The sequence below is a fragment of the Syntrophomonas palmitatica JCM 14374 genome (assembly GCF_001311885.1).
GTDB classification, from domain to species: domain Bacteria; phylum Bacillota; class Syntrophomonadia; order Syntrophomonadales; family Syntrophomonadaceae; genus Syntrophomonas_A; species Syntrophomonas_A palmitatica.
In genome coordinates this window covers 97,665-114,186 of the sequence record NZ_BBCE01000010.1, presented here as the reverse complement: position 1 = coordinate 114,186, position 16,522 = coordinate 97,665, and the positions used below count along the sequence as shown (strand labels likewise).

The 16,522-nt window shown below is 46.0% G+C and carries 14 protein-coding genes and 1 pseudogene; 2 read left to right on the top strand and 13 right to left on the bottom strand.

Annotation, left to right across the window (positions count from 1 at the left end):
- Positions 1-157: 157 nt before the first annotated feature.
- A complete protein-coding gene (locus tag JCM14374_RS07460) occupies positions 158-1,159 on the bottom strand; it encodes a DnaD domain-containing protein (protein ID WP_054695542.1) in 1,002 nt (333 codons plus the stop codon).
- A 98-nt stretch (positions 1,160-1,257) separates the two neighbouring features.
- Entirely contained in the window at positions 1,258-1,641 is a 384-nt protein-coding gene (locus tag JCM14374_RS07455) for a sigma-70 family RNA polymerase sigma factor (protein WP_207641605.1), read from the bottom strand.
- Between the two features lie 217 nt (positions 1,642-1,858).
- Between JCM14374_RS07455 and JCM14374_RS15240 the strand changes: the two genes are divergently transcribed.
- Both JCM14374_RS15240 and JCM14374_RS07445 read left to right on the top strand, forming a co-directional pair.
- On the top strand, positions 1,859-2,467 hold the full coding sequence (locus tag JCM14374_RS15240) for an AMP-binding protein (RefSeq protein WP_054695539.1): 609 nt from the start codon (positions 1,859-1,861) through the stop codon (positions 2,465-2,467).
- Positions 2,468-2,475: 8 nt separating this feature from the next.
- Entirely contained in the window at positions 2,476-3,789 is a 1,314-nt protein-coding gene (locus tag JCM14374_RS07445; RefSeq protein WP_054695536.1) for an AMP-binding protein, read from the top strand.
- Between the two features lie 35 nt (positions 3,790-3,824).
- Here JCM14374_RS07445 and clpB read toward each other — a convergent pair.
- From clpB to alaS, 11 genes and pseudogenes are all read right to left on the bottom strand, one after another.
- Positions 3,825-6,418, bottom strand: a pseudogene (clpB, locus tag JCM14374_RS07440) (ATP-dependent chaperone ClpB).
- A 198-nt stretch (positions 6,419-6,616) separates the two neighbouring features.
- Positions 6,617-8,335, bottom strand: a complete 1,719-nt coding sequence (locus JCM14374_RS07435) for a peptidoglycan D,D-transpeptidase FtsI family protein (protein ID WP_054695533.1) — start codon at positions 8,333-8,335, stop codon at positions 6,617-6,619.
- Positions 8,336-8,399: 64 nt separating this feature from the next.
- Positions 8,400-8,615, bottom strand: a complete 216-nt coding sequence (locus JCM14374_RS07430) for a DUF4911 domain-containing protein (RefSeq protein ID WP_054695530.1) — start codon at positions 8,613-8,615, stop codon at positions 8,400-8,402.
- Complete coding sequence (locus JCM14374_RS07425; protein ID WP_054695527.1) at positions 8,608-9,840, bottom strand: peptidase U32 family protein; 1,233 nt, start codon at positions 9,838-9,840, stop codon at positions 8,608-8,610. The genes JCM14374_RS07430 and JCM14374_RS07425 overlap by 8 nt, the downstream gene beginning before the upstream one ends.
- Before the next feature lie 61 nt (positions 9,841-9,901).
- On the bottom strand, positions 9,902-10,948 hold the full coding sequence (mltG, locus tag JCM14374_RS07420) for an endolytic transglycosylase MltG (protein WP_054695524.1): 1,047 nt from the start codon (positions 10,946-10,948) through the stop codon (positions 9,902-9,904).
- Positions 10,949-11,006: 58 nt separating this feature from the next.
- The gene (locus tag JCM14374_RS07415; RefSeq protein WP_207641604.1) at positions 11,007-12,059 is read right to left on the bottom strand and encodes a VanW family protein; all 1,053 of its coding nucleotides are present in this window, start codon (positions 12,057-12,059) and stop codon (positions 11,007-11,009) included.
- A gap of 163 nt (positions 12,060-12,222) precedes the next feature.
- A complete protein-coding gene (locus JCM14374_RS07410) occupies positions 12,223-12,474 on the bottom strand; it encodes a hypothetical protein (protein WP_054695517.1) in 252 nt (83 codons plus the stop codon).
- A gap of 65 nt (positions 12,475-12,539) precedes the next feature.
- Positions 12,540-12,920 (bottom strand): DUF1292 domain-containing protein, encoded by a 381-nt coding sequence (locus JCM14374_RS07405; protein ID WP_242848877.1) that lies wholly within the window; start codon positions 12,918-12,920, stop codon positions 12,540-12,542.
- Positions 12,921-12,974: 54 nt separating this feature from the next.
- Positions 12,975-13,397, bottom strand: coding sequence for a Holliday junction resolvase RuvX (ruvX, locus tag JCM14374_RS07400; protein ID WP_054695515.1), 423 nt, complete (start codon positions 13,395-13,397; stop codon positions 12,975-12,977).
- Between the two features lie 165 nt (positions 13,398-13,562).
- Positions 13,563-13,814 (bottom strand): IreB family regulatory phosphoprotein, encoded by a 252-nt coding sequence (locus JCM14374_RS07395; RefSeq protein WP_054695512.1) that lies wholly within the window; start codon positions 13,812-13,814, stop codon positions 13,563-13,565.
- Between the two features lie 55 nt (positions 13,815-13,869).
- Positions 13,870-16,506 carry an alanine--tRNA ligase gene (alaS, locus tag JCM14374_RS07390; protein WP_054695510.1) on the bottom strand — a complete coding sequence of 879 codons (2,637 nt, stop codon included), beginning with the start codon at positions 16,504-16,506 and terminating at the stop codon, positions 13,870-13,872.
- Positions 16,507-16,522: the final 16 nt, after the last annotated feature.

The window sequence follows — 16,522 nt, the reverse complement described above, 5'->3', positions numbered from 1 at the left end:
TTCAGGGATTGAAAAATGTTTTTAAAACAAAAAACCTTCGCTTACCGAAGGGCATAGGGGTAGTAACACAAAAAAGTCTAATTTTTTGTAAACCACCCCTGATATTTAATTATTTGTTTATTAAAAATTATAATCTTTTTGCTTACAAAAAACAATACTATACTGGCACATATGTTACATATTCTGATGTTTGTGTTTTTCTGGGCCTTTTAGTTTGTTCTGGGGTTTGTACGTTTCTTTTTTCCCAATCGTTGAGTACGGCATTAATATATTCTATACCACCTGTTTTAGAGTTTTTTGCAGCCAATTCACCTGCCTTAAAAACCATTTCTTTAGAAAATTTTGCTCTCCATGTTTTATAGGCGTCCTGTCTTACTTTACCGCTTAGGTTGATTCCGGTGTATTTTTCAAATTCTAATATTTCCGTTGTGTACTCAGAATCCTCTATCCCAGTTGGGTAAAATGAACCCGATAATATTCTAGATATAACTGAATGGGGGTTTTTTAGCAATACTCCAATGGGAGTTGAAATACGACCTTGTCTCTTTTTCTCAATTAAAGTATCAACCACTGTATGTATTTCGCTAAGAGTATACTGCCCAAGTGGTTCTGCCAAACTGTCAGGCATCTCTTGATTAAGTTTTTCTAAAAAGATTTTTTGGATTTCGTCTAAGACGACGACATTATTATTATTTATAGTATTACTATATATAGTATTAGTAGTTGACGGGTTTCCGTTAACGGTTTCCCGTTGACGGCTTCCCGTTGACGGCTTCCCGTTCACGGGTGAAATGCCGGTTTGGTGCGGGTTCTGGGGTTTGTTATTATTTTCTATATTATTTATCTGTATGTCTCCAAAATCAAAAGGAACATCAGTGAATATATATTCGTTATTTGTGAACTGCCCTTTTTCGTTTTTGCGTTTTATAACTAATAAATATCCTTTGGCTTCCAGGCGATTAAAAATACCTCCAACGCTTTCCCGGCCATTCCCGTGATTATTAATTAATTCGTTCTTGTAAAAAACCCAATCATCGGGTTTGCTCATAACATAAGCCAATAAACCAATATCTTCATACTTCAGATCGGGGTCATTTATGGGTTCATTATCAATCTGAGTAAAGCTTCTTCTTTTAATTCTTCTACAAATATCAGCCACGGTAATTCCTCCCTAACAAATAATCAGGATTTTGCCCATAAAAAAACCCCAAAATCTTTAAAAAAATTTTGGGGGTTAGATGTTTTAATTTTTAATTTTCACTTCCTTAATTTTCCGCCCGAAGATAAAATTAAAACTTCATTTTCAATACAACGTGCCGCATAGGTTGCCAGCCTGACCCCGCGTTCTTCGTCATACGTTTTTATAGCTTTTATGAGACCAATTGTTCCGATGGAAATGAGGTCTTCTATATCTTCACCGCTGCTTTCATATTTTCTGACCACATGCGCTACCAGGCGTAAATTATGTTCGATGAGTACGTTTCGAGCTTCTTCACTGCCTCCTTTTAATTCCCTTAAATATTTGCCTTCTTCGGCTTCTTCCAGGGGATGAGGGAAAACCTGATTATGGATGTAGCCAAACAGTATTAAAGTACCCTTGACAATAGCTGAAACGGCCAATACCCAGCCCAGGATGGTCAAGATACCACCTCCATCAAAATTGAGCGCTTTATACTATATGCCGAAAAAGATAAAAATGTGTTTTTTATGTTATGAATTTGTTTCTATTAGTTCTATTAATTTACATTAGGATTATATATTTTGTTGTTGACACCAGCTTCAAGCATAAGACAGAATATTGGTAAAGATAGATAAAATTTTCATAATGTTATGACATTTATTTTTGGGGGGGCTAATCATGAACAAAAACCTCTTGGAGTTGTTCGATGAGCAGGTACATACTATACCCGGCGCACTATATAATACCCAGACCAATTACGGCAACCGGCCGGCCAATATCCTAAAAGAAGAAGGAAAATGGCGTATTGTTACCTATAATGAGATGATAAGCCGGGTGGAAAAACTGGCAATTGGTCTAATTAGACTTGGCCTCTCTCCTGAAGACCGGGTAGGTATCAAAGGCAATACCAGCGCGCGCTGGACGTGGGCAGATCTGGGAACCCTTTTTGCGGGCGCCGCCACCGTATCCCTTTACCCAAATCTCAACCGGGCTGAAACCACCGCGGTGGTCAAACACAGCAATGTTAAATTGTTGTTCGTTGACAACCAGCAAAGGCTGGACGAGATAAATTCCTACCGCTCCGATATGCCTTCTTTGCAGTACCTGGTTTGTTTGCAAAAAGGCTTTCGCGGTAACGGTCAAGATGTATTCAGCCTGGGTGAACTAATCCGATTGGGCAGCACTGATTATACAGCAGGTTTAGTCCTGTTGAAAAACCGCCTAAAATCTCTGCGGGCTGACAGTCCCGCAGCTGTTGTATATACGTCAGGCACGGTAGGAGCCTGAAGGCTGGCTTGTTCAGCCATAAGGACATCCTTAATTCATGCACCCGGGTTTTTAAACATCTGGCAGCACATGGGCAGCCACTGGATTATAACCTGGTCAGTCTGGTGCTCTTACCGGTTTCACACATTATGGAAAAGATTCATGGCTACTTCAGTCCCCTGCTCCTGGGGGGAACGCTGGGTTTTGCGAGTTCCTATGAAAACCTGCTTATGGATATAGCAACAATAAGACCCACCTGGCTTACCTGGGTTCCACGCCTGGCTGCGGTGCTGTTTCTAAGTTTTCAAAAAGGTTTTATGAGCACCAAGGATGGAAGAATAGCGTGGGAAAAAGCTATGGATGTGGCAGTCCGCGCCACTAAAGCGCTTGAAGACCATAACGGATATATTAACCTGACTATCCCTATACCTGACCAGCTTGAAGAGCCCCTGCGCCAGGAATGGATAGAATCATATAACAGTGTATACTGGCGTTTTCACCATGTTTTGGGCGGTCAGTTAAAAAACTTTATCATTGGGGCGGCTTATCTGGATATAGATCTGCAGCGCAAACTAGTGGGGATGGGCCTGCCCATCATTCTGGGTTATGGCCTCACTGAGAGCGCCGCCGGGATTGCTCTTTCCTGCCCGGACAAATATAAAATCGGCTGGATTTCTCCCCCCACTCCCGGAGTAGAATTCAGACAAAATGAAGATGGCGAATTGCTGATTAAGGGGCTTGGGGTTATTGACAGCTATTACAACAACATAGAAGCTACCCGGGAGAGTGTAACCAGCGATGGTTGGTTTAAAACCGGCGATATCGCAGAAATGGATGATAATGGCTATATTAGAATAGTAGACCGCAAGAAACTCTTGATCGTGCTTGATAACGGCAAGAAGATTTCCCAGGCTCGTTTAGAAGCCTTGTGCGGCACCTCACCCCTGATAGATCAGGTGGCGATAGTCGGCCAGGATCGCGAATATATAAGTGCTCTGATTGTTCCCAACTACGATTTTATCCTGCGGGTTTTGCGCAGTCACGGCATACCTTTTGATGAAAGCCAGGTCGTATATCAAGATATTAACGATATAAGCACCTGTGTAGAAGTTGGTATGGATATAATGCAAAACGACCTGGTGCGCCTGGCTATGCAGGATCAGATCGATATGATCAACAGCAAGCTCAGAGAATACGAGACTATTAAAACCTTCCGTTTGATGCGGCATCGTTTTTGCGAGGAAGACGGGGAATTAAGCCATGCCAATAAACTTAAAATGAAGACCATTCTGGAAAAATACCAGGATGTAATTGAGGATATGTACAGGATGCAGGCGAATTAATTAATTGAGGGAGGCTTCGGCCTCCCTCAGTCGCATTACGCTTTTTCAATTTCCAGAGCATCCCCGACAGCTCTTAAAACCACCTCGTCACCAGACTGAATTTCACCTTTTACCATTTTTCGAGAAAGGATAGTTTCTACCTCCTGCTGAATCAGCCTTTTTAGAGGACGCGCCCCGTAAGCCGGGTCATATCCTTTGTGTGCCAGGTAGGTTAAAGCGTTTGGTTCCCAGGCCAGGTTTCCCCGGGTATTTTGACGCAACCTTAAAGATAATCGTTTCAGCAATAACTCAGCGATTTTTTCGATTTCCTCTTCCTGCAGCGCATGGAAAACTATGATTTCGTCTATACGGTTTAAAAACTCGGGCCGGAAATTATAACGTAAAAGTCCTAAAACCCTTTGTTTCATTTCAGCATAATCCCCGCCGCTCTGCTGGTAATCCAGAATTTCCTGGCTGCCGATATTGGAAGTCATGATTATAATGGCATTGCGAAAATCCACCAGGCGTCCTTTGCCGTCGGTCAAACGGCCGTCATCCAGTATCTGCAGCAGTACATTGAAAACATCATTATGCGCTTTTTCAATTTCGTCAAACAAAATTACTGAATAAGGCGGCGCCTGATAGCTTCGGTAAGCTGACCGCCTTCCTCATATCCGACATAGCCGGGAGGCGCGCCTATCAATCGGGCCACGCTGTGCTTTTCCATATATTCAGACATATCCAGGCGGATAATGTTCTTTTCATCATCAAAAAGCGCCTCGGCCAGGGCTTTTGATAATTCAGTCTTACCCACTCCGGTAGGACCGAGGAAAATAAAGCTGCCTACCGGGCGGTTAGGGTCTTTTAATCCGCTGCGGGAGCGAATCACCGCATCAGCAACAGCCACCACGGCTTCTTCCTGTCCTATAACCCTCTGGTGCAGAATCTCCTCCAGGTGGCTCAGTTTTTCCCTTTCACCCTCCATAAGACGACTCACTTGAATACCGGTCCAGCGGCTTACCACACGGGCAATATCTTCAGCATCAACTTCTTCTTTTAAAAGCATATTATGTTTCTGTTTGCCTGCCAGCTGTTCTTCTTCAGTTTTTAGCTTGCGTTCCAGTTCGTTTAATTTACCGTATTTTAATTCGGCAATACGATTCAAGTCATATTCCCGTTCGGCCCTCTCCATTTCCATGCGGGTGTCCTCTATCGCGCGTTTTATCTGGCGCAGCCGGGATATGGCCTCTTTTTCTGCCTGCCACTGGGTCTGCATCAGGTCTGCCTCACCTTTCAGATCCTGTAAATCCTTCAATATCTCTTCCAGGCGTTCGTGTGAAGCGCTGTCTTTTTCTTTTTCCAGAGCTGCCGCCTCTATTTCCAGCTGCATTATGCGGCGGGTAATCTCATCCAGCTCGGTTGGCATGCTGTCAATCTCAGTACGCAGGCGGGCGGCGGCTTCATCCATCAGATCAATAGCTTTATCGGGCAGAAAGCGGTCAGAAATGTACCTGTCTGATAACACTGCTGCAGCTACCAGGGCCGCATCCTGGATGCGCACCCCGTGGTGCACCTCATAGCGTTCTTTCAATCCCCGCAGTATGGAAATCGTATCCTCCACCGAGGGAGGATTTACAATTACCGGCTGAAAACGCCTTTCCAAAGCGGCGTCTTTTTCGATATGTTTACGGTATTCGGCAATGGTGGTAGCCCCTATTGCCCGCAGCTCACCCCGGGCCAGCATTGGTTTTAATAAATTGCTGGCGTCCATAGCTCCTTCGGCCGCACCCGCTCCCACTACGGTATGCAGTTCATCAATAAACAGAATTATCTGTCCGTGAGATTCCTCGATTTCCTTAAGTACCGCCTTGAGTCTTTCTTCAAATTCACCCCGATATTTGGCCCCGGCTACCAGTGATCCCATATCCAATGCTACCAATTGTTTATTTTTTAGACCCTCGGGAACATCTCCAGCGACTATACGGCGGGAAAGCCCTTCAACTATAGCCGTTTTCCCCACTCCCGGTTCACCGATTAAAACCGGGTTGTTCTTGGTGCGCCGCGATAATATTTCCATGACCCGGCGTATCTCATCATCCCGGCCTATAACTGGGTCAAGCCTGCCTTCCCGGGCCAGCTGGGTCAGATCACGCCCGTAGCGCTGCAGAGCTTCGTAGCTTTCTTCCGGATTATCCGAACTAACCCGCTGTGAACCTCTGACCCGGCGCAGAGAACCTAGTATTAGGTCTCTATTAATGCCCATCCGGGTAAGCAGCTGGCGCAGATCATTTTCCGCTTCCTGTGTCAAACCAAGTAAGAGATGCTCCACGCTTATATAGTCATCTTTTAGGCCTGCGGCTTCCTTTTCCGCCTGGCTTAAGACTCGCGCCAGGGCGCCGCTTAAAACTACCGCGCCTTCATAACCGTAAACCGCAGGCGCCTTATCCAGTAAATTATCTATATGCCCGGCCAGCATTCTGGTATCAATACCGGCTTGTTCAAAAATCCTGCCGCTTAGGCCCTCCTCCTGCTGCAGCAAAGCCAGCAGCAGGTGCTTACCGCTTACTTCCTGATGATGTTTTTCGGCAGCCAACTGCTGTGCCTCACCCAGAGCCTGCCGGGATTTTTGCGTAAAACGTTCAATGTTCACAAAATCACCTCCACCAATCTTTTGGTTTAATAAAGTCAAAATTAAGTCAAATAACACCTATTTTTCTGTCGCAATGATGATTGCCTTTAGTATTATTATATTAACCAATTATTTTTTAGTCAATATTAGTCAAATTGGTATGGGCAGCGGTAATATTAACGGACGACAAAGAAGGCCTGAGTAAGGTATGAATTGGTATTATTCACTTGCGGCAGTTGAAAACAGGTTCAACATACCCTGACTTATTTCTTTGAATACCGGCGCCGCGTCTTCGGCTCCGGATTTGCCTTGTTCAACCAGCACGACTATTGCCCAGCGGGGATTATTAGCCGGGAAATATCCTGCAAACCAGGTATCAAGTATTTCTTCTCCATCAATACTGATGCGCCCGCTTTGACTGGTACCGGTTTTGCCTGCAACAGGCATTTCCAACATGGCGGCGTTTTTCCCGGTTCCTTCATTTATAACCGATTCCATTAAAATCCGCATGTTTTTAGATGTTTCCCGACTGAACAAGCGTTGTTTGGGTTCAGGGGTAATCACAGTACGTTTGCCTTTTCCATCAACAAAGTATTTAACCAGCTGAGGACTGCGCCAGCAACCATCATCGGCAATACTGGCTACCAATGAACATATTTGCAGGGGACTTAACATGACGCCCTTTTGGCCTATAGCAGCATTACCCATAGCCGGATCGCCCGCATCAATCTTCACATAGGAATCCGATTTAACCGAATAACCACCTAGTGTATCATCAGTCAGGTGCAGCCGTTCAACCATATCCAAAAGGTTTTTGCGCCCCAGCTTGAGCGCAGCTTGTATAAAGACTGAGTTGCAGGAAGATGCGAAAGCCTTTTTAAAAGTAATATTGCCATGCCCCCCCTCTTTCCAACAGGATATAGCCACTTCGTCATTAAACCTGTACTCGCCGTCACATTGAAAATAATCATCAAGGCTGACCATTTTCTTCTCCAATAAAGATGTGGCCACTGCCATTTTAAAAAGCGAGCCCGGGTGATACGCCATAAGGGCTCGGTTATTCAGACTGCCTTGATTGTCGTTGATATAATCTTCTACCCGGTAAGGATTAAAAGCGGGCCGGCTGGCCATAGCCAATATTTCCCGGCTTTTCACATCCATTACCACAACCGCGCCTTTGTTAACCCTTTTATTCATTGATTCCTCAACGATGGTCTGAATACGTTTATCCAGGGTTAAACCAAGGGCGCTTTGATTATCCTGCTCCTGCCTGACCTTGAACATCAGGCCCTGAATGGCCAGGCCGCGGGCATCAAATACCGAAGTTAATGCCTGGTTTTTGCTGCTCCGGGCAAAAATCTGATCATACGCCTTTTCCAGCCCCGCCTGACCTCTTGGGGGATTCCCCCCTCCGACATAACCGAGGAGATGTACACAAAAACCGTTGTCCTGGTAGCGTTTAAGTTCTGGAGCCACTATAACACCGGTAAGCTGAGAATTATTCAAGCTATGTTGCTCCTGCGGGTTTAAGTCAGAGGCCAGACGCACAAAACCATGACCCGAATGCCGCGCCTGAGAAATTGTCATTTCAATATCTTTTTTATCTTTATCCAATATTTGAGCTAACTTGCTGCTTAGTTCCTGGTTCTTAGGTGAAGCGTACATAGGAGAATTGAAGTCTTGATTATTATCTTTAAGCAGTCCGGGAAGACAATATAAAGCGGTGGTTGTCTTAAGATCGGTAAGAGGCAGTGAGTTGCGATCCAGTATTTCACCCCGGTCATATTCCTTTAATACAATAGCGCGGCTGCGCATGGCTACCGCCTCACGGCTCAATTTTTCACCACGCACCAGTTGAAACCAGGCTATTCTCCCCGCCAACCCCATATAGGCTAATAGAAACAAAACCAACATTAACAAGCCGCGCTGCCTGTTCAAAATAATATTCCCCCTGTATCAAGCTTTATAATTAGCTTTGCCTGTACAGGGGGAGTTATACTGTTTATTGGGGCAAGTCCACTTCTATTTTTACTGGGAACGGCAGTGTGGGCAGGATTCCATATATTTCCGGGATAGTGTCTTTTGTACCCCTGATCATTACCAGGCCTTCTTCACGATTCAAGGTAGATACAACCCCCAGGTGATCAAAGGCTTCGATTATCCTCGTGAGCATATCTATATGTTCAGGCTTGACTTGAAGGAAGATCTTGTCACTCATCTCTGTTTTCCAACCTTCTTAATATGGAGCAAACCGGAATGCTTTCTTCACATGGAATATAAACAACCTGTTGAGCATGACGGGCACGATCCACCAGATTACCTTCCGCGTCATACAACGATTCCAAGTCTACCGGCTTAATTCTATTGCCAGGCAGCAGAAATTCCAGCCGGTCACCAGGACCAAAATTCCCGCGCTGTTCAACCTCTGCCCGCAAGTTCTCCTGATCCCAACCCTTAACTATCCCGCAAAAAGCAGCCCTTTCCGGGGGCTTATCTTTATAAATATCCTGCAAATCAGGATGATCGCCGGCAACAAAACCATTAGCAAAAGGACGGGTGGCGGTTTTTGCCAGTTCCTTTATCCAATTCTCCTTTTCTGATTCCGCAAAGGGTTTCAAGCTGTGAACAAATTTATCTATAGCCTGCCGGTAAACCCCGGCTACACTGGCAACATACAGGGGGCTTTTCATGCGTCCTTCCACCTTGAAAGCATCTATGCCTATTTCAATTAACTCCGGCAGGTATTCAATCAAACACAGGTCACAGGAATTCAAAATATAGCTGCCGCGTTCGTCCTCTTCAATAGGGAAATACTGCCCCGGCCTTTTTTCCTCCATCAAGGTATATTTATAGCGGCAGGGGTGGGCACATTCTCCGCGGTTGCCGCTGCGCCCCGTCATATAGTGGGACAATAGACAACGCCCGGAATAAGATACGCACATAGCGCCATGAATGAATACTTCGATTTCGGCAGCAACACGCTCTTTAATATCGGCTATTTCTTCCAGGCTTAATTCACGGGCCAGCACCAGCCTCGTGGCGCCAAGGTCGCGGTAAAAGGCGGCTGCTTCATAGTTGCTTATATTGGCCTGGGTACTGATGGTTAAGGGTATATCCGGGGCATATTGTTTTGCCAGACGCAGGACTCCCAGGTCTGATACGATGATCCCGTCAACCCCAATGTCAGCCAAAGCTTCCAAATAGGATGGCATATCCTTTAAATCACGATTACGGGCCAGGATATTGACGGTAATATAAACCTTCTGTCCTCTGGTCCTGGCAAACGCTAGTCCCTGGCGTATTTCGTCCAGGTCAAGATTACCGGCAAAGGCTCGCAGGCTATAATCTTTGCCTCCCACATAAACACTGTCAGCACCAAATACCAAAGCGGTTTTCAATTTTTCCAGGCTGCCCGCGGGCATTACAAGCTCCGGAGCTTTCATTGCATATCCTCCTGTTTTTGGGAGATAAAGAGAACGATTAAACACGGCCAATAACTTTTTCTTACTTGCTGTATTTTCTCTGCGCGGCGAGGTGCTCAGAATAGGTCTTGGAAAAGTAATGGCTGCCATCGCCTTTGGAAACATAATAATAGTAATTATGTTTTTCCGGATTAAGAGCGGCAGAAATCGAGGCGGCGCCGGGGCAGGATATAGGTCCGGGCGGCAGACCAGGGTATTTGTAGGTATTATAGAGAGAATCAACCTGAAGATCCTCGTAGCTCACATTATCTTTATTTTCCTGCCCCAGGCAATATAAGACGGTAGGACAAAGCTGCAGCATCATACCTTGCTGCAGGCGGTTATGGATTACACCCGAAATCCTGCATCGTTCATCAGCCTGTTTAGCCTCTTTCTCAATAATCGAAGCTATAATTATGGTTTCCTTGACACTCATTCCTCGCCGCCTGGCTCGAAGGGATACTTCCCTGCTCCAGTGCTGCCGGAAATTGTTCAACATCTGTTTAATTATCTGTTCAGACGTGGTTGATTCTGAAATAGAGTACGTATCCGGAAAAAGATATCCTTCAAGCGGGGTTAAATTATAGGGTGAGACGTCTTTGAGAAAATCATAATTGTAGTGTTGATTAACAGCTTTGTTCCAATCCTCATGCGTACAGATTTTTTTATTAACCAGCAAATCGCCGATCTGTTTTACCGTAAAGCCTTCCGGTATGGTGAAATTTATACCTGCTACCTTGCCCTGGGTAATAACTTCAGCAATCTCCTGCAGCGACTGGCCGCGGCTTAACCTGTAATGTCCTGCTAACAGCCGGTTATCTAATTGATTACGGCGTATATATATTAGAAACGCCTTTTCATTCCGGATCAGACCCTTTTCATACAATATAGCTCCTATTTGGTGAGCATTGCTCTGGGGGGGAATCACTACATCTACCTGTTTGGTATCACCGGGGGACATTGGGGCATACTGGCTTTTTATAAATTTAGCCGTTCCCAAGGCTATAAGTAAAATCATTGCCAGAATTACTAATAGTAATTTAAGAGGACTTCTTTTTTTAGTTCTTCTCACCAAACTTGTCTCACTCATTTCATACCCCTGAAATACAATCATTTACTCAACATTAACTGTTGATTGTGAAAGTCATCTATAACTGCGGTTCGGTTGAAACCTCGTTCATTGTGCTTGTCTCCCCTTCTGGCGGGGCCTGTCCTTCATCTGAGGGTGGTTCTACGGTTTCTTCAATCTTATTATCTGGTATGTCATTGGCAGAGTTCTGAACTTTGGGCCCGGTATATATCAATTTGTTAAGCGGTCTGTAGTAATCGCGCCCTATTTGCTCCTGCCTGACAAGTTTGCCCTGGCTGTCATAAAAACTACGGTATGACCTGACCGAATAGCCAGGAATACCAGCATGATCCACCCTGGTTTTGCCTGGCGGCAAATCTTTGCTCACCTCGTATACTTCCTTAAAATCTATTACCTGGTCAACTGTCGAGCTTAACCCTATTTTTTGTTTAAAAAACGTGTTTCCATATACCTGCATTATCAACTTGCCTCCCAGGGTATAAGCCCTTAAATAAACCGGTGAGGCGGTGTTGTTTTTAAACTTAAAGTCCTGGGCCCCGTAATATACAGTGGCATCTCTTCCCAGAGGGACATACGAAACGGCCAGGTTATGATTGTGCCGTTCAACAATCTCCAAACCAGCTAAAAGGCAGGCATTGTAAAGAGTGGTTGAAACCTGGCATACTCCTCCTCCAGCCCCCAATTCGAATTTGTCTCCTACGATTACCATAGCATCACTAAAGCCATTCTCGTATGTTCGCGGGCCAACTTTGGAATTGAACGAAAACACCTCTCCTGGCTCAATCATACTGCCATTAATACCGGCCGCCGCCAAACGCAGGTTATGTGAGCGGTTCTCTTCACTGGTATTAAACCAGGTGCTAAAGCTGGACAGTTCCCCCATCCCCTGCAGATCCTGAGCTTTAACCCGGGGCTGCTTTTCATTCATAATTATAGGTATCCGTAATTCGTCCATTTCACCCCAGTAACGGGGCAGCTCAGCCATTGTCTCAGAAAGATTAACCTTTGTGCCTGGGCTGTCAGGAACCACTATCAACCCTCGTTCCGGGTCCATTTCCAGACGGGCGTCAACCGCTTGTTTTCCCAGTTTAGCATCCCACTCATGTCCCATCCGGGTAATCACTTCTGATTTATAAACAATTTTGGCCGGATAAGCAATTATATGAGCGCCATCCATATTGAACAGTTTAGAACTGAAACTACGTTCCCTTTCTTTAAGCCATACCTCATCAACCAGATGACGCTGTCCAACTTTACCGCCAGATCAGAAAACTTCACTTCGTATATGTAATTATCATGAAAAAAATCGCCCGGCATTGAGCCGCGCCCGCCGCCGCATTATCCAGCACATTTAGCGCTTCCTGGCGGCTTAAGCCGCTGACTGGTATCGAAGCGATTTCCACTCCGGGCAGAAAACGTTCCGTTAGATAAAAAACCTGATAAAAATAGAGTACTATAGCTGAACAACTACCGAACAGGATCACCAGGCTTACGACCAGGGCCGTTTTCCATTTACCGCCGGACAAATTTTGGCGCCCCCCTAATATAACGTTATAATAATATATGACATAAAATCTCTGACTTATACATTTTACTCCATTACCGGACTTTTGCCTAACATAAAAAAGAGGCCTTTCGGCCTCTGCAGCATTGCTGAATACATTTCTCTATTATAGTTCTTCAGACTCCACCAGTTCCTGCCAGGCGTCAGCACCATTTCCCATTCTTCATCATCATCAATATCGGCTAATAACTCATTACCATCTTCATCATAAACAACCTTCAGAATAACTATTTCCACTTCGGCATCCTCGTCCTCTTCCTCATCTTCATCAATAGGAACAAGCACGCGATACTTGTCATCTTCTATTTCCAGTTCAGCCAGTAATTCAAATTGATGTTCGACACCTTCATCATCAACCAGAACCAGTATAGAAAAATCATCATCCTCTAAGTATTCTTCATTGCTCATTTCTCCACCTCTTTCAAAAAACTAAGGCTATTCTAATATCTCCCTGAACCTTTGTCAAATCATACCTTTATGGTCCTTATGACTATCCAGGTAAACCTGCAGGATATAAGCCGCCGCCATCTTGTCAATCACCTGCCGCCGTTTCTTACGGGAAACATCGGCTTGCAATAGTACCCTTTCCGCGGTTTTCGTTGTCAACCTTTCATCCTGCAATTCCACCTTCAGGCCTGTACATTCGGTCAGCTGCCTGGCAAAATCCTCAGCCTCCGCTGCCTTGGGTCCGGCCGTACCGTTCATATTCAGCGGCCATCCTAATACTATTCCCTCCACATCGTATTCTGCGCATAAGTCGGCAATAACCCGGCAGGAGTTATTGCCTCGCTGCAGCACGGAATGAGCCTGGGCTGTCCATCCCATAGGATCACTCAATGCCACCCCGATCCTTTTTTCCCCCAAATCGAGTCCCATTATGCGCAAAACGGCAAACCTCCTGAGTAGAATAAAAAAACCCATAATAATTGGGTTCCAGAGCGTCAAATAGTTTTATCGTTTCTAACTCTGGATTACCGCGTCCCTTCGCTCTCGCAATGACCCAATATAGCTTGGTTGTCATTGCGAGCCGAAAGCGTGGCAATCCTTGCTCTATAATTTCAAATAGTTTTTCAGCAAAATTTCCATGATTACATCCCGGTCTACCTTGCAGATAAGGCTGCGGGCATCTTTATGGCTGGTTATGTACGCCGGGTCGCCGGATATCATATATCCTACCAACTGATTAACCGGATTATAGCCCTTTTCTTCCAGGGATTGATAAACCGCTTTCAGTATAGCATCCACCCGGCTCTCATCTTCCCGATCCCGCTGGAAACTTACCGTATTGCCGGTATGAGGCATAAACAACACCCCCTCCGGTTATAAATTTCTATACCAGCTTCTGTTTCTCCTTTGTTTAAATCAGGGTTTTTTCTACCAATTCACGAGCCTTGTCCAGAGCTTCACCTAGTTTTGCGGTATCCTTGCCTCCGGCCTGGGCCATATCGGGACGTCCGCCCCCGCCGCCGCCGGCTATCCGAGCTGCTTCACCTACCAGTTTGCCGGCATGAAGTCCCCGCAAAACCAGGTCTTTGCTGACAAAGGCAACCAGCGCTACTTTTTCTTCGACAACCGCACCCAATAAGACAACGGCACTGCCTAACTTATCCCGTAATGTCTCAGCCTGCTGCCGTAAAGTGTTAATGTCCTGCCCGCTTACAGCCGCAATTAAAACATTGGCTCCCTTTATTTCCCTGACCTGATTAACCAGGTCCTGGCTGGACGCGCTGGATAACTTGGTTTTTAAAGCTTCAATTTCCTTATCTTTATCTTTTAGGCTGCGATTTAGAACTTCGATACGATGGCCTAAATCTTCCGGACTGGTACGCGCCGCCTGAGCTGCGGCCTTCAGCCTCGCTTCGGCTTCATTTAAATATTCCAGCGCATATTCTCCGCTGACCGCTTCGATTCTTCTCAAACCGGAACCGATACTGCCTTCGCTGGTTATCTTAAATATACCTATCTGTCCAGTGTTTTTGACGTGGGTTCCGCCGCAAAGTTCCAGGCTAAATTCTCCCACCTTTACCACCCTGACTTCATCCCCGTACTTTTCTCCGAACAAGGCCATGGCTCCCATTTCACGGGCCGTTTTAACATCGCTTACAACCGTATTAACTTCATACAGCTGCCATAAGGCCTGGTTCACCTTTTTTTCAATCGTTTGCAATTCAAAGACCGACAAAGAAGCCAGATGAGAAAAATCAAAACGTAATCGTTCCGGTTCCACCATCGAACCTTTTTGCTGGGCGTGATCACCCAGGACTTCTCGCAAAACCTTGTGCAAAAGGTGGGTAGCGGTATGATTCCTGGCGGTATTAAGACGGCGCTTTTCGTCCACTTCCAGTGACACCATTTCGCCTTTCTGCATGCTGCCCTGCAATTTGCCGTAATGGGCAATCCATCCCGCTACCTTCTGTACATCATCAACTGCAATACTGCCGTTTTTACCCCGGATAACGCCCGCATCAGCGACCTGCCCCCCGCTCTCCGCGTAAAAAGGCGTTTCTGCGACAAGGATTATTACCTCCTGGTCTTCAGCCTTATCCCTTAGCTGACCGTCCGCTACTAAGACCAGAACTTCAGAAGTTTGGCGCAAACTATCATAACCCACAAATTTTGTGGCGGCCTGGCCCGTAAAAAGCTCCGACAGAAGCATTTCTCTGGCAAAGGCGTTTTCACCCTTGCCAGCTTGGCGCGCCCGTTTTCTTTGTTCTTCCATACAATTGGCAAACCCGTCTTTATCCACCGTCAGACCATTTTCTTCCGCTAGGTCTTCCAGTGAATCCAGGGGGAAACCGTAGGTATCGTACATCATAAAAGCGTCCTGCCCGCTTATTATCTGCAAGTTCTCTTTGCGGAGGTTTTTAATTATTTCCTCCACTTTCTTTAAACCTTCGGATAAAGTCAGCAGGAAGCGTTCCTCTTCCAGTTTTATTACGTCTTTTATGAAGTCCTTCTTTTCATTTAGTTCAGGATAAGCTTCCTGCATCAATTTACATACCACATCAACACTCTTATACAGGAAAGCTTCCTCTATCCCCAGGGAACGGCCAAAACGAACCGCCCGGCGCAAAATCCTGCGCAATACATATCCCCGGCCTTCATTGCCGGGCAGAACGCCATCAGCTATTAAAAACGTACAGGCCCGGCTGTGGTCGGCGATAACGCGGAAAGCGAAACCTCCTTCACCACGGTCGTACTTTTTACCGGTTAGTTCTTCGACAAACTTAATAATAGGTGTAAAAAGGTCGGTATCAAAATTGCTGTCTACACCCTGCAGTACCGAGGTAAGCCGTTCAAGTCCCATGCCGGTGTCTATGCTGGGCCGGGGCAGGGAACTTAATCTGCCTTCCTCATCCCGGTTAAACTGCATAAATACCAGGTTCCATATTTCCAGCCAGCGGTCACAATCACAGACCCCCAGGGCACACTCAGGAGAGCAGGCATATTCCGGCCCGCGGTCGTAATGTATTTCGCTGCAGGGACCACATGGCCCGGTATCTCCCATAGCCCAAAAATTATCCTTTTCCCCCAGGCGCAGAATCCGTTCCGGTCTGACATCGGTTACTTCCCGCCAGAGGGCATCAGCCTCATCATCATCCTGGTAAATGGTAACCCACAGGCGTTCTTTGGGCAGTTCCATCACCCCGGTCAGAAATTCCCAGGCGTAATTAATGGCGTCTCGTTTAAAATAATCGCCGAAAGAAAAGTTGCCCAGCATTTCGAAAAAGGTATGGTGACGGGCGGTGCGGCCTACCGTATCCAGGTCGTTATGTTTTCCTCCCGCACGCACACATTTTTGTGAAGTGGTGGCGCGCACATAATTACGCTGGTCGATCCCCAGGAAAACGTCTTTAAACTGGTTCATCCCGGCATTGCTGAAAAGCAGGGTAGGGTCGTTCACCGGCACCAGTGACGAACTCTCTACAACGGTATGTCCTTTATCCTGAAAATAATTGAGAAAAGTTGCTCTGATATCCTTACTGCTCCACAAGGGCCTGTCCTCCTCC